This window comes from Lactiplantibacillus plantarum (assembly GCF_014131735.1).
GTDB classification, from domain to species: Bacteria; Bacillota; Bacilli; order Lactobacillales; family Lactobacillaceae; genus Lactiplantibacillus; species Lactiplantibacillus plantarum.
The window spans coordinates 3055525-3075957 of sequence record NZ_CP039121.1; the positions used below are offsets into that span (position 1 = coordinate 3055525).

General features: G+C 45.7%; 14 protein-coding genes. 10 read left to right on the plus strand and 4 right to left on the minus strand.

Annotated features, from left to right (window positions below; genetic code table 11):
- Positions 1–54: 54 nt before the first annotated feature.
- Positions 55–678: a histidine phosphatase family protein gene (locus tag E5260_RS14445; RefSeq protein ID WP_003641797.1), complete on the minus strand. Its 624-nt coding sequence runs from the start codon at positions 676–678 to the stop codon at positions 55–57.
- A gap of 383 nt (positions 679–1061) precedes the next feature.
- Here E5260_RS14445 and serC point away from each other — a divergent pair, with 383 nt between their 5' ends.
- The 7 genes from serC to E5260_RS15565 all read left to right on the plus strand — a co-directional run bounded on the left by serC (position 1062) and on the right by E5260_RS15565 (position 8704).
- Positions 1062–2135 carry a 3-phosphoserine/phosphohydroxythreonine transaminase gene (serC, locus tag E5260_RS14450; protein ID WP_003641796.1) on the plus strand — a complete coding sequence of 358 codons (1074 nt, stop codon included), beginning with the start codon at positions 1062–1064 and terminating at the stop codon, positions 2133–2135.
- A 15-nt stretch (positions 2136–2150) separates the two neighbouring features.
- Positions 2151–3329 carry a phosphoglycerate dehydrogenase gene (locus E5260_RS14455; protein WP_003641795.1) on the plus strand — a complete coding sequence of 393 codons (1179 nt, stop codon included), beginning with the start codon at positions 2151–2153 and terminating at the stop codon, positions 3327–3329.
- Entirely contained in the window at positions 3326–3769 is a 444-nt protein-coding gene (locus E5260_RS14460) for a GNAT family N-acetyltransferase (protein WP_003641794.1), read from the plus strand. Before E5260_RS14455 ends, E5260_RS14460 begins: the two co-directional genes overlap by 4 nt.
- Positions 3770–3921: 152 nt before the next feature.
- Entirely contained in the window at positions 3922–5583 is a 1662-nt protein-coding gene (locus E5260_RS14465) for a peptide ABC transporter substrate-binding protein (protein WP_003641793.1), read from the plus strand.
- A 205-nt stretch (positions 5584–5788) separates the two neighbouring features.
- A complete protein-coding gene (locus E5260_RS14470; protein WP_003641792.1) occupies positions 5789–7450 on the plus strand; it encodes a peptide ABC transporter substrate-binding protein in 1662 nt (553 codons plus the stop codon).
- Between the two features lie 187 nt (positions 7451–7637).
- A complete protein-coding gene (locus tag E5260_RS14475) occupies positions 7638–8480 on the plus strand; it encodes a helix-turn-helix transcriptional regulator (protein ID WP_003641791.1) in 843 nt (280 codons plus the stop codon).
- Between the two features lie 92 nt (positions 8481–8572).
- On the plus strand, positions 8573–8704 hold the full coding sequence (locus E5260_RS15565) for a hypothetical protein (protein WP_003641790.1): 132 nt from the start codon (positions 8573–8575) through the stop codon (positions 8702–8704).
- A gap of 66 nt (positions 8705–8770) precedes the next feature.
- Here the strand turns inward: E5260_RS15565 and E5260_RS14480 are convergent, their stop codons facing one another.
- Positions 8771–11734, minus strand: coding sequence for a SpaA isopeptide-forming pilin-related protein (locus E5260_RS14480; RefSeq protein WP_054605152.1), 2964 nt, complete (start codon positions 11732–11734; stop codon positions 8771–8773).
- Between the two features lie 987 nt (positions 11735–12721).
- Between E5260_RS14480 and E5260_RS14485 the strand changes: the two genes are divergently transcribed.
- Positions 12722–13636 carry a LysR family transcriptional regulator gene (locus E5260_RS14485; RefSeq protein WP_003643688.1) on the plus strand — a complete coding sequence of 305 codons (915 nt, stop codon included), beginning with the start codon at positions 12722–12724 and terminating at the stop codon, positions 13634–13636.
- 199 nt (positions 13637–13835) lie between these two features.
- Here the strand turns inward: E5260_RS14485 and E5260_RS14490 are convergent, their stop codons facing one another.
- Positions 13836–15509, minus strand: a complete 1674-nt coding sequence (locus E5260_RS14490; RefSeq protein ID WP_003641787.1) for a glycoside hydrolase family 13 protein — start codon at positions 15507–15509, stop codon at positions 13836–13838.
- A gap of 545 nt (positions 15510–16054) precedes the next feature.
- Between E5260_RS14490 and nhaC the strand changes: the two genes are divergently transcribed.
- Together nhaC and E5260_RS14500 are read left to right on the plus strand one after the other, a co-directional pair.
- Positions 16055–17455 (plus strand): Na+/H+ antiporter NhaC, encoded by a 1401-nt coding sequence (nhaC, locus tag E5260_RS14495; protein ID WP_003643687.1) that lies wholly within the window; start codon positions 16055–16057, stop codon positions 17453–17455.
- A gap of 220 nt (positions 17456–17675) precedes the next feature.
- Positions 17676–18590 carry an NADP-dependent oxidoreductase gene (locus E5260_RS14500; protein WP_003643686.1) on the plus strand — a complete coding sequence of 305 codons (915 nt, stop codon included), beginning with the start codon at positions 17676–17678 and terminating at the stop codon, positions 18588–18590.
- Positions 18591–18746: 156 nt separating this feature from the next.
- Here E5260_RS14500 and E5260_RS14505 read toward each other — a convergent pair whose 3' ends face one another.
- A complete protein-coding gene (locus E5260_RS14505) occupies positions 18747–20423 on the minus strand; it encodes a glycoside hydrolase family 13 protein (RefSeq protein WP_003641784.1) in 1677 nt (558 codons plus the stop codon).
- Positions 20424–20433 lie beyond the last annotated feature (10 nt).

Consider the following 20433-nt stretch of genomic DNA (forward strand, 5'->3'; position numbering starts at 1 on the left):
TCAAACCACCATCTATTGTAGCCCGGAATCGCCCGTTCGTTAAGTCATTGCGCGTCAGAATTGAGGTAGGCGGTTATAATATGCTAAATATTGGCGACCATGGACAGCATCCACCATTACTTTAGTGACGCTCGTATTAGCTGGCTCCGGTAAGCTCATCGGATCGGTCGGCTTTAGTATCGCTAAGGCCATGGCTTTGACGGTAAAACCATGGGTCACGACAATGATCTGCTCGTCTGGATGGGCTTGTGCTGTTGTCTTCAAAAATGCTGCTACTCGTTGTTGCACGTGCTCAAAAGTCTCGCCATCCGTCGCAACCTCCACGTAGCTTGGCAAAACGTCCTGTAAAAGTGGATCAAAGTACTGCGGATAGGCCGCTAGCAACTGATCATTATCCTGTCCATCCCACTGGCCGTATGAAATTTCCAATAACCGCTCGTCCTGGCTAACAGGTAGTTGCCGGCCTTGATTCAAAATCGCCGCCGTGGCCTGGGTCCGGTCAAGCGGGCTACAAATCAACCGATCCGCGAAGCTAATATCAAACGTATCGTGCAACGTTTGCGCTTGCTGCTTGCCAACCGAATTCAAATGCGTGACAGCTGTATTAATCGTGCCTTGTTTTAAATTTTGGGCGTTGGCCGCTGTTTGTCCATGTCGTACCACGTAAAAGGTTGTCATCGTGCGCCTCCAAGATTAAATTATTATTAATAATACTAATTGTGCCACAGCCTTTTCTCATTATCTAGCTTGACAAATGGTTACGTGCTTGCTAAATTAATACCAACGCAATTAACCGACTGGTGCTAACACCAGTTTAACGAAGGAGTGTCCAACTGATGGTTCTAACTAATCCTATCAATCATCATATCAGTTCCTCCTGGTCTACACACCCATCTGTGTCGGCCTAATTTTGCGTACGCAAATCAGCCTGAGCACGGATGCTAAGACATTCGCTACCAGGTGGAATTGCTTAATCTCGTTATTATCCGTCCTGGTAGTCGAAACCGACTGCGAGGACTTTTTTATTACCTTGATTAAACTACTGAAAGCGAGGATTTTTCATGCCAATTTATAATTTTTCTGCTGGGCCAGCCGTTCTACCACAACCAGTCATCACTCAAATTCAAGCGGAGCTACCATCATTTCGAGACTCCGGCATGAGCATTTTAGAGATCTCCCATCGCTCCGATTTATTTGCGCAAGTCCTTCAAGATGCCGAACAAGATCTTCGCGATTTAATGGCCATTCCTGACAACTATCACGTGCTCTTCTTTCAAGGCGGGGGCACGCTACAGTTCACAGCTGCGCCACTAAATCTGGCGCCTCATCATCGTATCGGGTTGCTTGATAGCGGTCACTGGGCACAACGCGCCGCCGATGAAGCTAAACGGGTCGGTACTAAAGTCACGATACTGGGGAGTAGCGCTGCCAACCATTTTAACCAACTGCCAACGGTCGTCCAGCCCATCGATCAATCCCTCGATTATATTCATCTTACAACTAATAATACTATTGAAGGAACCATGATGACGCGCCTGCCAGTTACGGGTCAAGTACCACTGGTAGCCGACATGTCATCAAACTTTTTAGGTGAACCTTACCAAGTCAGCGATTTTGGGCTCATCTTTGCTGGTGCTCAGAAGAATCTGGGTCCCGCTGGTTTGACAATCGTCATTGTCCGTGATGATTTAATTGGTCAAGTCGCCAACCTGCCAAGCATGCTGGATTACCAGCTATTCGCGGCTAAAGATTCGATGTTCAACACGCCGCCTGTTTTTGCTATTTACGCCGCGGGTCTCGTACTCAAGTGGCTAAAGGCCCAAGGCGGGCTCAGCACAATGACTGCTCGCAATCACGCTAAAGCCGCCTTACTCTATGATTTCTTAGACCAGTCACAACTATTTACTAATCCAGTCAAGACCAGCGACCGTTCGACCATGAACGTTCCATTCGTCACAGGTCAGGCCGACCTCGATGCCGCAGTCATTCAAGGCGCCCGTGAGCACGGGTTATTAAACCTAAAGGGTCACCGCTTAGTTGGCGGTATGCGTGCCAGCCTCTATAACGCCATGCCGTTAGCCGGTGTTCAGGCATTAGTTGACTATCTAGCCGCTTTTGAAGCACACCATCGTTAATCAAGGAGGATATTTATGTATCAAGTTAAAACCTATAACGCCATCGCCCCAGCCGGCCTCAACACGTTTACTGCTGATTACACGCTCAATCAATCTGAGCATCCGGATGCTTACTTAATTCGCTCGGTCAACCTACATACCGAGACATTACCGTCATCGTTGAAAGTCATTGTGCGCGCTGGTGCCGGCGTTAACAACATTCCTATCGATCAGGCAACCGCCAACGGGACTGCAGTTTTCAACACCCCGGGAAGTAACGCTAATGCCGTTAAGGAACTCATCATCGGCCTGCTCATTATGGCATCCCGTAATCTAATAGCTGCAACGACCTATTCGGCCCAGCATACCGAAGCTGATATTTCTCAACGCACAGAACACGACAAGACGCAATTTAATGGTATTGAATTAACGGGTAAGACCTTGGCCGTCATCGGACTCGGCCATGTTGGCGCTCTCGTTGCCAATGCAGCATTGAGTCTAGGCATGAATGTAATTGGTTACGACCCCTATCTATCTGCAGATGCCGCTTGGAACATTGCCAAACAAGTCCAGCGAGCGGCCACGCTGCCAGATGCAGTCAAACAAGCTGATTTTGTCACCGTCCACGTTCCTAAAAATGCCGACACACTTCATCTGATTAATAAAGATGCGTTAGCCGCCATGCCAACAGGCGTTCAATTATTTAATTATTCACGGCTGGGCATCGTTGACAATACTGCCGTCATGAATGCGTTAGCCACGGGACAAGTTGCCCACTACTACACCGATTTTGGCGAACCCCAGCTTGCCAACCAATCCGCGGTTACCGTGACACCCCATATTGGCGGCTCGACTATCGAGGCTGAAATCAACGGTGCCACACAAGCTGCGCGCACTATCATGACTTATTTGGAAACCGGTAACGTTCATGCAGCCATCAATCTGCCAGACTTAAACGTCCCGTTCAACGCGGCTTACCGCTTTACAGTCATTCACGAAAATGTGCCTAACATGGTGAGTCAAATCACGGCCAAACTAGCAGCGGCCAACCTCAACATCACTACCATGGCTAACGCCGCTAAGCACCAGATTGCTTACACCATCATTGACGTCGACGACCTACAGCAGCCACAACAAGCCGACCTAATAGCTGAACTGTCTAAAATTCCGGCAGTGAGTCGCGTTCGACTATTAAAACGGGGTAGCGTCGAATGAAGATTGAACACTTACAACACCCGACAACTCACCAACTCGATCAGTTAATGACAATCTGGTTAAGTGGTAATTTAACGGCCCATGACTTTGTCAGTGCCGACTACTGGCGTCAACAAGCCCCCTTAGTACGTGAAGCATTACAATCAGCCGAACTCATCGTCGGACTGACCGACGGACCTGAAGCTTATATTCTGGGCTTTATAGGCTTACAAAACGATTACATTGCCGGAATTTTCATTTGCAATGATGCTCAACATCAAGGTCTGGGGACGGCGCTATTGGCGACTGCCCAAGCTGACCATCATCAATTACAATTAAACGTCTATGTTGCTAATCGCCCAGCCATTGCCTTTTATCACTATCACGGTTTCCGTGTCATTGATCAGGCTAGTGACCAAGCAACCCAGCAACCAGAATATACGATGCAATGGCAACGTTAGTTTTCTTAATTAAGCCAGTACGATTCTTAACGAGTCGTACTGGCTTTATTTGCTTAATAATATTAATGATTAAAAAAATAATATTGTATTTAATCTAATTTTAATGTATTCTCATCTACATATCATAATCATTTGAAGCAGGGGGTACATATATGCAATGGAAATTATTTGCCACAGTTGCCACGTTAACGGCAACGACCGGCGTTTTACTCGTCGGCTGTGGTCAGTCCTCATCCAGTTCAAGCAATGCCGGCAACACAACGGCCAAAATGGCCAAGACTCAAGTCCTCAATTGGTCGGAAAACGGCCAGGATTTGACCACCCTTGACCCGTCCTTAGCCACTGATGTTATCAGTGGGACGATGATCAGTAATTCGCAAGAAGGTTTGTATCGATTAGGTAAAAACAGTAAGGTCACACCAGGTATTGCCACTAAAACGACCGTGTCCAAAGATAAAAAGACTTATACTTTTACCCTGCGTAAAAATGCCAAATGGAGTAATGGCGATCAAGTGACCGCACAAGACTTTGTGTATGGCTGGCGTCGTACAGTTAATCCGAAGACGGCTTCCCAATACGCCTACTTATATTCCGGTATCAAAAATGCTGACAAAATCGTCAGCGGCAAAGCCAAGACTAGTACCTTGGGCATCAAGGCCGATGGTAAGTATAAGCTGACCGTCAAACTTGAAAAGCCCATGCAGTATTTCAAATTATTGATGGGTTTCGTGGTCTTCTTCCCGCAAAACCAGCACGCGGTGGAAAAATACGGAAAGGACTACGGGACCAGTTCCAGCAAGATGGTTTACAACGGGCCATTCAAGATGACTGGTTGGAAAGGGACCAACTCAACCTGGACACTTAAGCGCAATCCTAATTACTGGGATAAAAAACACGTTTACTTAACTAAGATCAAAGACCAAGTCGTGAAGTCGACGACGACAGCCTTTAACCTCTTCCAGAGTAATAAGCTCGACATGGCAACGTTATCTGGACAACAAGTCAAGAACGAAAAGAATAATAACAAACTGGTCATCCGTAAGTCTTCACGTCTAAATTACTTGGAATTCAATCAAAAGAAGGTGCAGTTACTCGCCAATAAGAAGATTCGTCAAGCAATGTCACTGACTTTGAATCGTAAGCAGTTGGTCAACGATGTCCTCGGCGATGGTTCCGTCACTCCAAAGGGCTTTGTTACGACCGGACTTGCTACTGATCCAACGACTGGTAAGGACTTTGCCACCGAAAATACGGTTAAATCAGCTGTTACTCAGGACACCACCAAAGCTAAAAAGCTCTGGAAACAAGGACTAAAAGAAACCGGCAAGAAGTCGGTTACCTTAACGTTAACTCATGACGATACAGATCAGATGAAGGCCCTCGCTGAATATGTTCAGGGACAATTGGAAAAGGAGTTACCGGGACTTAAAGTGCAAAGTGTCACCGTTCCTTATAAGACGAGAATTTCCCGAGAAATTGCGGGTAATTTCCAGCTGGTCATCTCCGCATGGCAAGCCGACTTTGCTGATCCAGTTTCAGACCTCGGTATCATGACATCAACTAACGATTACAACTTTGGTAAGTGGACCAACAAGACTTTCGATAGTGCTATCAACACAGCAAATAGTACAACCAGTACAACGAAGCGTTGGCAAGCTCTCGCAACCGCTGAAAAGACGATGGCGACGGATCAAGGGGTCGCACCGCTCTCACAAAACGTCATCGCACAAATGGTCAACCCTAAGCTGAAAGGCCTAGTCTACAACACGGCGGGCATTAACTATAACTTCAAGAGTGCCTATATGGCCAAATAAGGTGACCTAACTAGCATCGCCTCACGTCAAACTACCCTTAAATCGCACAATAAAAGGTATCGTAGCAACAAACTACGGTACTTTTTTTGTGTTCCTTGACACATTTTGCGGCTGTTAATTACTTTAATTATTAGAATCAAAGCATTGATTTTAATCTTGCTTTAATGTATTCTCGTGACCATTCAAGTTGGGGGGAAGTTTTACTATGAAATGGAAAGTAATGTTGACAACTGCTACTGCGGCCGCATCGACCGGCCTTTTGTTAGCTGCCTGTAGTCAAGGTCAGTCCAAGTCAGATAATGCGGGGAACTTACGCGCGGGAATGGCACAAAAGCAAGTCTTGAACTGGTCAGAAAATGGCTCCGAACTAACGACTTTGGATACTTCGCTAGTCACCGATTCGATCAGTGCCAATATGATCAATAACACGATGGAGGGCCTCTACCGTATTGGCAATAATAATAAAATCACACCGGGCATTGCGACCCATACTGTCATTTCCAAAGATAAAAAAACTTATACGTTCACATTGCGCAAAGACGCCAAGTGGAGCAACGGCGATCCCGTAACCGCTCAAGATTTCGTTTATAGTTGGCGGCGAACCATCGATCCCAAGACCGCTTCGCAATATGCTTATCTTTATTCTGGTATCAAGAATGCCGACCAAATCACCAATGGTAAAGCTAAAGCCAATAGTTTAGGAATTAAAGCTGACGGTAAATACAAGCTAACCGTGACACTTGATAAACCCATGGCTTATTTTAAACTCCTAATGGGCTTTGCCATCTTCTTCCCGCAGAACCAACACGCCGTACAGAAATACGGCAAGGACTATGGGACAACGGCCACCAAGATGGTCTACGATGGGCCGTTTACCATGAAGGGCTGGAAAGGCACTAATACGACATGGTCCCTGAACCGCAATCCTAAATATTGGGATAAAAAACACGTTTACTTAGAAAAGATCAATGACCAAGTCGTTAAGTCAACCACGACCGGATTCAACTTATTCCAGAGCAACAAACTCGACATGGCCACCCTGAGCGGCGAACAAGTCAAAAACGAAAAGAATAATCCCAAGTTAGTGCTCCGTAAGACATCCCGTCTGAACTACCTCGAGTTTAATCAGAAAAAGGTGCCCGCGCTAGCTAATGCCAAGCTCCGGCAAGCGATGTCCTTAACTATTGACCGGCACCAACTTGTCACGGACGTACTAGCGGATGGCTCAGCAGTTCCAAAGGGCTTTGTCACCACCGGGCTCGCAACCGATCCAACGACTGGTGAAGATTTCGCTACTGAAAATGCAGTTAGTGCGGCGACAACTCAAGACACCGCTAAGGCCAAGAAACTGTGGGCAGAAGGATTAAAAGAAACCGGCAAAAAGTCATTAACCTTAACGCTTACGCACGATAATATTGACCAAACCAAAGAGACGGCCGAATATGTTCAGGGACAGCTAGAAAAGGAACTACCCGGTTTGAAGATTACCGATATTACCTTGCCATTCAAAAACCGACTTGCACGTGAAACATCGGGTAATTTCCAACTCGCTATTTCTGGCTGGCAAGCTGACTTCGCCGACCCCATCTCTGACCTAGGCATTCTCACTTCCACGAATGATTACAACTTTGGTAAGTGGAAAAATGCTGATTATGACGCTGCTGTCAAGCAGGCCGAGCAAGCAACTGATCCGACAGTACGCTGGACTGCTCTAGGCAAAGCTGAAAAAATTATTGGGACGGATGAAGGCGTTGCACCATTAACTCAAACAACGCTGGCACAGATGGTCAACCCTAAGTTAAAGGGCCTGATTTATAACACTTCTGGTACCAACTATAACTTCAAAGACGCCTATATGGCAAAATAAACCATCAGCTAACTCACAGACGCTCACTAGCAAAGACTAGCGAGCGTTTTTTATATAGTCAAGATATATTTTTAGAATATGCACGATTATGTTTAAATATTGACAAAATTATATAAAAAGTTTTTAATTAGGGTAAATGAAAGCTGTTTCAATTATGACTTAAATATGTAAAGGAAGCGTTGATGGTATGAACATTGAGCTTTTCATCGCCCGCCGCAAAGCCCTAGGACTTTCACAAAAGGCCCTAGCAGATGGTATTTGTACTCAGGCGACACTAAGTAAGTTCGAGAACAATGGCAAAGCACCTGCCATACGAATCGTTGCCCAACTTTGTCAGCGACTCAACCTACAATTGGAAGATGTCTTTCCAACCGAACGCGTCGCTGATGCCGCTGTTTTGAAGATTTTGGAACAGGTCGAGTTCGACCTCATTACAACTGAATATCAAGATGCCGAAGTACAACTTGAAAAGGCTGCGGATATGCCGCGACATGACCGCGAAACCAAATTACAATATTGTTATCTAAAAGGCTATGTTGCTGCCCTTAACCACCACCCGATCAGTGATGTCATCTTTAATTTTGACCAAATCATCACCGATTTGGACGAGGCTCACATCACAATCTATACACAGCTGGCCTACTGTGGTATCGGGATTGCTTATCAGCAGAACCAGGATAACGATAAAGCCCAGTACTATTTTGAAAAAGTACGCCACGCCCTACCGAACCTACCGCTAGAAACGACCGCTAGTGTTTGGCGCGTGATTAACTTAGCTTATTACACGGGGGCTTTTTACGCTAACATTAATGATACACCGCGGAGTTTGCAGTTATTAAACTACGGGATTGAGATTTGTGCGCGATTCCACGTTACCTATTACGCAGCGCGGATCAAATTCTTACAGGCTCAATTATCCGATGAACCGGATCAAATTCATGAATATTTAAATGATGCGGCCGCCCTTGCCAGAATGAACAATAACCGGCAATTACTTAAGAATATTTCAAGTTATTCAGATTCTCACTAATTTACGGTTAAATAATTGATTTTTGTTAATAAGTCGCCTAAACTGCAAGTATTAAAAGACGAGTTTTTACAACTATTGAGGAGGTCTTGCCCATGTTATTAGCAGGTTTATTGGCCGCAGCCGGACTAGCTGCCGTTGCCGGCGTCGTGGCTGGCGCCCGTGTTCCCGCTGCCCAACCAGTCAGAATTAAGCATGACCAACGCACATCTCAAAATCGTCGATAATGTGGCGACACTTATCTATGATATAAATAAAGGCTACTGGAAGCGAAATTCCAGTAGCCTTTTTGTTTAATTAAATCGCCGTTGACGACTAACAACTGTTAGCCCTAGCAAGAACCAGCCCAAAATCATTAGCCAATCCATTGATTGTTCACTAGTCTGTGGCAATTGTTGCGCCGACTTGCGATTAGTTGCTTTTGTAACTTTAACAACTGGTTTAGAAGTTGCTACTAATTTTATTGGCTGTCCTAACAATTTCGTTGGCCGAGTCGTGGTTACTAAATTAGTTTGCTTGACTAACTTAGCTGTCTCAGTCTTCGTTGTGACAACCTGATCTGAATCACTATCCTCGTCAGCGTGTCCTGGTAGCACCGGTTCACTTGGTTCACTCGGTTCACTTGGTTCGCTCGGTTCGCTCGGCTCACTTGGTTCGCTTGGTTCAGTTGGTTCACTTGGTTCACTCGGTTCACTCGGTTCACTCGGTTCACTCGGTTCACTTGGTTCGCTCGGCTCACTTGGTTCACTTGGTTCACTCGGTTCGCTTGGTTCGCTCGGTTCGCTCGGTTCGCTTGGTTCGCTTGGTTCACTTGGTTCGCTCGGTTCACTTGGTTCGCTCGGTTCGCTCGGCTCACTTGGTTCACTCGGTTCGCTTGGTTCGCTCGGTTCACTTGGTTCGACCTCATCGGCAAAAACTAATTGGCCTTGATAAGCGCTTTGCTCATTCAACACAAGCACTTGCGCCTGTGTATTGATCAAGTAACCGTCCGGTGCTTGAATTTCGCTAACCGTATAAGCGCCTTGCGTTAGACCTGTAAGCTGTGCTTGACCAGTCGCATCAGTTGTCAACTGAGCAACCAGCGTTCCGGCAGCATTTTTCACGGCAAAAACCGCCCCGGCCAAGCGATTGGCGCCACTCGAATCCGTCTTAATCACCGTCAATTTCCCGGTTTGATACGTATTCGTTAATGTCACCGTCTCACCACTAGTTGTTTGACTACTGATATAGCCAGCAATGGCCGTTTCAATCACCGTATAAGTGTACGCATTGCCATAAACATCCGTCACATCCAAATCACTGAAAGTGCCCGTATAGCCATTTGCTGACGTTAATTGCAAGGTCTGATAAGCTTGACCATTGCGTTGCAACGTCACTTCAACGGTCGACGTTTGCACTCCAGCTGGCACGTCAGCCCAAACTTTGTTAACAGTCAGCGCCGTCTTAGCAATTCGTTTGTCAACCACACTACCTGTGACCACGTTAGCCGTTGCTTGCGCTGCGGATACCGCGAAGACGTGCTTGGCCGTGTCGATTTGGTAGCCACTCGGAGCCGCCGTCTCACCCAGCATGTACGTCCCAGCCGACAAGTTACCGATGCGTAACTGTCCAACTGAATCAGTCACCAAATCGGTCCGAAGTACCGTACCCGTACTATCCTCTAACTGATAAGTGGCACCAGCAACTGACTGGCCGTCACCATCAGTTTTATTAATGAACAAACTGTAACTCTGAATGTCATCACTAGCGGTTCCGGAACCACCAAATCTAACGGCCACGTTCGATTGTTCACTCTTTGGTTCGCCTGTCGAACTGCCCTCATTTGGATCAGTCGCATCTCCAATGACAGGTGCATACGTTACACCCGCATTATTGGTGTACGTATGTCCTACTGTCAGACCAACTTCATAAAATATATTGACCGCTACATCTAATTGGTCAATATTAATTGTCATCTGCTGACCCACAACCGTCACGGTTACTTGTGGTGTTGATACCCCATCAGCGTAGGTAAACTGCTGCGTTGCAAAATCATAAGTGCCCAGTGCCGCGTCTTTAACAAAGGCACCGTCAGTATAATGACCAGTTTCCAACGTCATGGTACCTTCGTGCGTTTGATAAAGGCCCAGCTGATCAACAATCGCAACTTGCTGCCACTTTTCACTATTAATGTTTGCGACAACTTGCCAGATCATTTTGGTGGGATTACCATCAGCATCTAAACTATTACTATCGGCCCAGCCAACCTTATTAATCCCAGTCGTACTACTGCCAGTGGTTGCGCTAGTCCCAGTAACATAAAACGTTAAGTCTCCTTGACGATTATAACGATCACTAGTCGCATAATAATCATTAAAAGTTAGTGTTCCGGTTTGACTACCGGTCTCGGCCGTAAAAGTCCCGACGACCGTTCCATCTGATTTTTGGACATCAATATGCTGCGTACCATTGGTAAAGACAACATTCTCGGGTAAGGTCACCGTTGCTGTACTGCCAGCAGTTACGCTAACATCATCGGCTATTGACCAATGATACTTCGCGATATAGTTCGCATACAGACTCAATACATCCGTAGCGCTATACGTAACACCATCATCGTCAGTCACCGTTGCGTCAGTAGCATCGAGCCCCTGAACCGCAACCGTTGCCCGTTGTGCTAAACTGCGAAGACTGGCCCGGCTCATTCTGGACAGTGTCGCGACAGACGCAGTTGCTTGATCCGTCGTAGTTGCCGTTCTCGCCGAGTCTTTTTGACTGGTAACAACACCACTGTACATATTAGTCGTTTGTTGCTGATTCTGGGTCGTTGCTTGCTCGTTGTTCGCCTTCGCACTAGCCGCTCGTTGATCCGCTTTGGCATTAGCCGTCGCCCGGGACATCGCTGTCGTATCAGTACTGTCCGTTGTTGCTTGAGCGGCTGTCACACCTGAAGTCGTTTGGCTAGTAGCCGTTGTGCTAGATGATTGGGTTGATGACTCAGACGTGGTGACCGCTTTGCTAGTCGCCGTTTCAGTCGCCGCACCAGTTGCCGATGCTTTCGTGCTACTGCTACTGCTACTGCTACTGCTACTGCTACTGCTACTGCTAGTAGTTTGTCGCAACACCACTTGATTAGCAAGTGTACTCGAGCCAGAAGTCTGCGTCGTTTCAGTGGCAGTGGTAGCTGTGTCCGCCGCACTCACTGTTTGATTTGTCACAATCAATGTCAACATGGCGGCCGTTCCCATTATCCAAGTTTTGAAATCGATTAATCGCATGATATCCCCCCTTTCTTATATAAGTTAAAACTTTTAAACCGATTACACGCCTTAATTATAAACCACATTCCGCAAATTTGAAGACACTTTTTGTCAAAATTCGTCGCTCACAGATAGCAGTTACATACCAGCAATATTTGTTCAAAAGGCTCATTACACCTATATAATTTTTATTTATGTACACTTAATTAATTTACCGATATATCAACATTTTAAAGACATGAATCATAATTAGTATTATAATATTTTATACAAAAGTTGTATGCCATCAATTTTGACGAGTTCGTGACAGTTGTTAGCTAATTAAAATAATTTATGCTGATTAATATAGATTTAACTAATTGCAATCAGTAAAAATGATGTCATTCGTTTCATTTATAATTTAAACCCATTAACTGCTTTAGTTGCTTGTCAACTAATTACGTCGAGAAACGGGGCAGACTGGCGCTACCGATGACACGTAGACCAATTATTGATTTATCGAGCGATATATAACAGCACCTTAACTGATAAGTATTTTTTATAGCTTTATTACTAATAGTTTGTCATTAACTTGTATGCTTTTTAATCTGCATAATGTTTACTTATCGCTTTAACACTTTAACCTTTATTTCTAACGACTCCCACTTAAGCAATGCAACTTTTTTTTCCGGTGATTAATCAGACCAACCGACACGTCATGATAATCAAAACGATGTGGCAGCCCTTTAACTGATAAAATTATATAATGACTCAAAACTTAATTTACCAGCAACACTACATCTGTACCAATCAGCACTAACATTCTTATTAATAATCATTATAGTTTAAGCGCGTTAACTATTTTGTAAATTAATTTTCACTAATTATCCTGACACTATTCGTTATAACAATGGTATGATTAACATGACGTATAATAACCAGCTTTAATCAATCAGTCGGAGCCTGCTTACCTGCGACTATTAATTGCGCAACCAACATTAATATTTTATGGAGGCTACATTTTTCATGAACATTAAAGACTTGTATTACTTCCAACGCTTAATCAGCACTCAGAGTTATACGCAAACGGCTGCTGATTTTCACGTTAGCCAACCCACAATCTCCCAAGCAATTAAACGACTAGAACGTCATTTTCAAGTGACACTGTTCTTTCGCCAAGCAAAGACCAAGGCGCTGGTGTTAACACCTAGTGGCCAGCAACTATTGCTCGCAGCCAACGACATTATCAACAACTGGCAGCATGTCAATGAATCAATCAGTCATTTGCGTCAACATACACTGCGGTTTGGTATCGAACCATCCGTCAGTGAACATTATTTACCGGCATTAACAAAACCAATCATCGAGCAAGATTTGCTTAGTAGCGTCCACACGGTTGAAATGGGGGCTAATCAACTCGTCAAACAGGTTTTAGCCGGCCAACTCGACTTAGCCATCAGTGGTAACTTGGATCAAACATTGGATGAACGGCTAGCAGTAACGCCATTACGGCCTTTTAAATTTCGCATTCTCGCTAATGTTGCGCACCCCTTAGCAAAGGCTGAGCACCCGACTTTTGCAGAAGCGCTAAAATCGCCTTTTGTACTGCTTAATGCAACTTACTTAAATAAACTAGTCTTCCGGCAACTTGCTGAACAACTTTCGATTGAACCCCAAGTTCTCTTCGAATCTGATAGCAGCACCTTGATCAAGGGATTAGTTAAAGAGAACCTGGCACTAGGCTTCATTTCCGACATCACGACCCCCAACGATGGTGAAGACGATGGTCTCGTTGAGATTCCGTTCGACGACGTTCAGGTTCCTAGCGTGCATATCAACTTGATTCGTCGGGCCCACCAATTTCCAATTGGCTTGGTCAAACAAGTTATCGACATTATTGAAAAAACATTTGCGGCTGACAATGCCGAACAAAAATCTTAACCACAAACTTGATCATAATCATACATGCGCTCCAATAAAAATACCCAACTTATCTAGAATGATAGGTTGGGCGTTCTTATTGGGGCGCATTTTTGGTTAAGTCATCACGATTAAATTTACACGACCAACTCGTGCTCGTAATCACACAACCGCCGTTAAAAATCACATTCACGACTCCAGCAGCGAAGCTAATTGTGACCTAAAACTGGTAAACTTTCGCTTCGTACGCTCGTAATACGTCTTGATGATCTTCATCGTAGTTACTGATCAACAGATGCGCATCAGCGGGTAATTCTGCAAAGTGTCGCGTCTGGGTTGCCGCAGTAAAGTTACAAATTACTAGCAGGTGCTGCGACCCCATATGCCGCACATAGGCATAAACGGCCGCATCATCAGGTGATAATAGGTGATAAGTTCCCGTCGTTATGACTGGTAAATGGTGCCGGAGCTTAATCAGCCGCTGATAATAGCTCAGAACTGAACCGGGCGTTCGTTGCGCGAGTTGCGCGTTGATCCGCGGATAATTGGCATTAACCGCTAGCCACGGTGTTGCCGTTGAAAACCCAGCATTCTGACTATCATCCCACTGCATCGGTGTACGCGCATTATCCCGCGACATATGGGCGAGATAACCTAACATCTGTTCAGGTTGAACGACCTGTTCGTCATCAACAAAGTGATGATACGCATTCAGTGATTCCAAGTCTTGATAGTCGGTTAACTTGGTAAAATGGGCATTCGTCATGCCTAGCTCCTCACCTTCGTAGATGTAGGGTGTCCCTTGAAGAAAGTGCAATAGGGTCGCTAGCATTTTGGCTGAACGTTCCCGATAAGCTGGCCGTTCATCCCCGAATCGTGACACAATTCGCGGTTGGTCATGATTATTCCAATAGAGACTATTCCAGGCTGTCCCTTGTAAGCCCATTTGCCACTTAGACAAGCTCTGCTTTAGGTCAACCAGTCGGACGGGCTGGTCATTCCACTTACCTAGCGCCGGATCTGGATTACCATCCAGGCCCATGTGTTCAAATTCAAACACCATGTTTAATTCCTGACCTTGGCCGCTTGCCAGTTGCTTAGCATCAGCAACCGTAGCCCCAGGCGTTTCGCCGACCGTCATCAGTTGATGGCCTGCAAACACTTGCTGATTCATTTCTTGTAAGTATTCATGGAGATGCGGACCATTGGCAATAATTCCACCGATTGCCGCGTATGGTTCCCCAGCTTCTGGCTGCCCGTCTGCAAAGCTATCAGGCTTGGAAATCAAGTTAATGACATCCAAGCGGAAACCGTCCACGCCCTTATTGACCCAGAAATTCATCATGTCATAGACTGCTTGCCGTAGTTGCGGATTATCCCAGTTCAAATCTGGCTGTTCAACCGCAAATGAATGTAAGTAATACTGATCACGGCTGGCAACATATTTCCAAGCAGAGCCACCGAAAAAGCCACCCCAGTTGTTAGGTTCATGCCCATCAACAGGATCACGCCAAATATAATAGTCCGCGTACGGATTATCCTTACTTTGCGCACTCGTCGTAAACCACTTATTTTGATCAGATGAATGGTTGACAACAATGTCCATCATGATTTTTAACCCTTTCGCATGGGCCGTTGTTAATAATTGATCAAAATCAGCCATCGTCCCGAATTCTGGATTAATATCGTAATAATCACTAATATCATAGCCATTATCGACACCGGGTGAACGGTAAATTGGGTTGAGCCAAATCACATCCGCGCCGAGCTGTTTAATATAATCTAACCGTTGTGTAATTCCTGGCAAATCACCGATTCCATCACCATTTGAATCCTGAAACGACCGTGGATAAACCTGATAAACAACCGCTGATTGCCACCATTGATTAGCCATATATGATTATCCCCCTAAAAAAGTTTGCTTTAAAAAACTTGTCACGGTCAACCATAAAAGGTACCGCTTACAACACTAACCATTCTACCATTGTCGGTCATTTGAGCGTACCCACTTATCGCTATTTATTTGTTAGCCTAACACGTTTCTAGCCATATCTTAGTTGACGAATCAAAAACGCCATGCTATTATCGCTTATATTCAAATAACGAACGATAATCTTACTTTCAAGTAGCGAATTAACTGTGCGTCAGGAAGTCGGTGGGTGCTGCGAACCGATCAGGTTAATCTCGATGAAATACGGTAGGAGAGGTCCGGGTACGCCCGGCGGATAACAACTAGAGCCGTTAACTGCTAGTGAGTGGAGTCATATTGTGGCTCAAGCTGGGTGGTACCACGGTCTAATCAATCGTCCCTGTTGCATAATAATGCAACAGGGACGATTTTTTATATTCACCCACTATTATCGGCGTACAACCGTTGTTGAAGCAGTCCGTGTCGGGCTATTCACTGCTGGTTTAACGACCTCAAAGGAGTTAATTATTATGCCTAATTCAAAAAAATGGCGTTCAGTTCAGTTACCAGAAGCCCTACTCGTTTTACTCATTATGCTTGCAATTATGGGACTTGGCGTTATTAAGTTCGGCCTGTCACCACAGACCCCCGTTATTCTCGTTATCGCCCTCATCATTTTATGGGCCCGAATTCGCGGTGCCCACTGGGATGACATTCATGGTGGCATCATCGATGGTATTAAAACTGGGATTATCCCAATTTTTATTTTTCTACTCATCGGGGCACTCATCAGCGTTTGGATTGCAGCTGGCATCATTCCTTCAATGATGGTCTTTGGGTTTCATCTGATCTCTGCGCAGTGGTTCGTTCCATCCGTTTTTCTCGTTTGTGCAATTATTGGAACTTCCATCGGGAGTGCCTTCACGATTATCTCAACGATTGGGATTGCCCTCTTTGGAATCGGGACAACGATGGGCATCAACCCAGCTTTGATTGCCGGAGCTATCATCTCAGGAGCCATTTTTGGAGATAAGACTTCACCGTTGTCAGATTCGACCAACCTGGCCGCAGCCATTGCCGAAGCAGATTTATTCGACCACATTCGTAATCTGATGTGGTCTACGATTCCTGCTTTTGTCGTATCACTAGTACTCTACGCCGTTTTAGGTGCCGGAGCCGCAACACAAAGCCATTTGGGCAAGATTCAAACGACGTTGACCGTCCTCAATAATAACTTTACCATCAGCTGGTGGGCGGCCTTGCCACTCGTCGTCATGTTTGCCTGTGCCCTACTTAAAATTCCAGCCATTGCAACCTTGTTGATGAATATCGGTCTTGCCATCGTCATGATTTTTATCGAGCAACCTCATATTGCCTTAACTAAGATCGCCACGATGATCGAAACCGGCTTTGTAGCCAAAACTGGCAACGCCGGGGTGGACGCCTTACTCTCACGTGGCGGTATCAGTGCCATGATGAGCACGGTCTCCTTAATCCTATTAACCCTGTCGTTAGGCGGTTTACTAATGAAATTCAACCTCATTCAGACAGCAATGGTGCCGCTAACTAAGCGATTGAAAGGTGCCGGGGCAACTGTTACGGCTGCGATTTTAGCGGGAATCGGTGTCAACATCTTTGTAGGTGAACAGTACCTTTCCGTTATCTTGCCTGGTAAAGCGTTCAAAACGACCTTCAATCAGCGAGGATTGGCTAACTTAGCCCTCAGTCGAGTCCTTGAAGACGGTGGAACTGTCATCAATTACCTGATTCCGTGGGGCGTTGCCGGGGCCTTTGCCGCTAACACGCTCGGGGTATCAACCTTAGCTTACCTGCCATTTTGTTTCTTCAGCTTACTATCACCGGTATTCTCAATTATCAGTGGTTTCACTGGCTGGGGCCTGAAGCATCAGCCAGCCAACGAAGCCGGTTAATTTAAAACTAGGTTGTTTAATTTAATCGGTGACCGAACCAATCCCGGAATATAATTGTTACTGCTTGTGATTCGCCCCCACTGCTGGCTACAATTAGACAAGAGCATGTTTTGGATCAATCTAACAATTCGTCAATTGATACTGCATGATTTATTTACTAATAAGTCACATCCCGGCACCACGTCAACTAACGAACTTAGATATGAGGAGGGGGATTACAATGCTTGCATACGGGTATCAAAAATTTGGGGGACCTACCGTATTTGAAGAACTACCACAATCACAGCTGATTCCAACAGATAATCAATTATTAATCAAAACTTTAGCCGTTAACCTAACCGAGGAAGACCGCTTAGAACGGCTAGGTACTATCCAAAGCGTCGCACTACCGCATATTCCTGGGCATGATGTCATTGGGAAAATCATTCAAGTTGGCGCCGCTGTCACTGACTTGGACGTTGGGACAGTGGTGGCTGCCCGCACGAACCATACTTACGCGGACCAGGTTTGTTTAGATAGCGATCTAGCGGTGACCATGCCAACTAATCTTGATCCGGTCACCGCCGTCAGCTTAGTCACTCCAGGGATTGTCGCTTACAAAACGGTGCGCTACTTTGCGGACATCCAAGCCGACCAAACGGTGATTGTCAAAGGCGCTGGCAGCCCAGTCGGCTTGTTAATTATTCAGTTAGCCAAACGATTAGGTGCCCACGTTATCGCGATTGCTAGTGACCGTTATGCTAACTTGATTGCGACACTGGGAGTCGACCAATTCGTCGACTATCAGCATCAAAATCCAGTTCACGTGTTAGCCGACCGCGGTGACGTCGTAATCAATGTCGCTATCGATGGCGTTGGTGGCAAAGATGACTTAGCAATGGCCAAATTTGATGCGACCATCGCTTCGTTTGCCCGTCACTTGCCAGCCACCAGTAAATCAATTCGTTTCCAAGCAATCCAACCGACCGAAGTGATTTCTGATCAGGCCGCCTTACAATTGCTATTCAAGTTGCTAGATACTGGTCAATTGACCACGACGATCAATGAACAACTACCGTTTAACCTCACGGGCTTCATTCAAGGTCACCAACGACTAGATGAGCCTCACGTGGGTCAAGTGGTCGTCGCGCGCTAAAAAAACTGCTTTCAAAAGTTATCCTTTTGAAAGCAGTTTTTTAGTCAGGTGGTCGCTTATTAAGACCATCGCAGAATTTTAAGCAACCCAATTCACACTAATCGTAACGATTGGGTATATTTCAAAGACCGCCTCAATTAGCCAAGTCCTGGATACCTATGCGAGTTGGTAGACCCAAGCCTCATAAGGCCGTAATTTATTTGGCTGCTGCTCGCCATAATTACTAATCAAGCATTTGGCCGTGGGCGTCAGATATTGATCCAGTGGTCGGGACAGTGTCTCGGCTGTGAAATTGCAACAAACTAGCCAGGTTCGCCCTTCCCATTGCCGTGCATATAAGAATACCTGCGGATCATCAGCCCACAAGAGCTCAAACGAACCTAACGTCACTAAGGGGTATTGATGTCGTAATTGAATCAAGTGCTGGTAATAGTACCACACTGAATCCGGATCAGCCAAAGCTGCGGCAGCATTGATTTGACGATAGTTGGGATTGACCGTGAGCCATGGCGCCGCGTCACTAAAACCCGCGTTAACCTCCGTGTCCCATTGCATCGGCGTTCGCGAGTTGTCCCGAGAACGCGCCGCTAATCGGGCCATCATATCTGCCGGTGATAGTAGTTGGCGCTCAGTCACTAAATCACGATAGGCATTGAGCGATTCAATATCCCGGTAACTGGTTAATTCAGTAAAATGAGCGTCAGTCATCCCCAGTTCTTCACCTTGATAAATATACGGGGTTCCCTGCAAGATGTGTAAACACGTTGCGAGCATTTTAGCCGAACGTACCCGATATGCTGGTCGGTCATCACCAAAACGTGAGACCGCTCGTGGCGTATCATGATTGTTCCAAAACAGGCTGTTCCAAGCCCGCCCTTCAAGTCCGACTTGCCAGTCACTAATGACTTTCTTTAGCGCCACTAACGGTGTCTTACGCGTACTCCACTTACCAAGACCATGCTGACTATTATCAAGTCGCAGATGTTGAAATTCAAAGACCATATCTAATTCGTGCCGATCAGCGCCCGCATACTTCAGCGCATCCGCTGGTGTCACCCCGTGGGTCTCACCAACCGTCATGATATCAAACTGTGACAACACTTCTTGGTTCATTTCTTGCAAGAATTCATGAACTCGCGGTCCGTTCGTTACTCGAGCATCGCCAAACTGACTGTGCGGTTTCAGTGGACCATCTGGTAACCCGGGTAACTTAGAGATTTGGTTAATGACGTCCATTCGAAAACCGTCAACACCCTTGTTCAGCCACCAGGTCATCATCGTATAAACTGACTCTCGTAAGGTCGGATTCTCCCAGTTTAAATCAGGTTGTTTTGTTGAAAACGTGTGTAAATAATACTGCTGGGTCTGCTCATCATATTGCCATGCTGAACCACCAAAAGCCGCATCCCAATTATTGGGCGCCTTTTTGCCGTTACCTGAGCGCCAAAAGTAGAAATCACGATATTGATTGGTGCGGTCCTGGCGACTGCGTTTGAACCATGGATGCTCATCAGAGGTATGGTTAACAACCAAGTCCATGATGATCTTTAAGCCCCGGTCATGGGCGGCTTGCAATAATTCATCAAAATCAGCCATAGTGCCAAAGTCGGCCGCAATTTGTTGATAATCACTAATATCATAACCATTATCATCGTTGGGTGAACGATAAATGGGATTGAGCCAAATGACGTCGATTCCTAATTGCTTTAAGTAGTCTAGGTGGGCCGTGATCCCCTTTAAGTCACCAATACCATCATGATTGGTATCTTGAAAACTCCGTGGATAGACCTGATAGACAACGGCTTGTTGCCACCACTTGATTGTTGCTGCCATAATTACGATT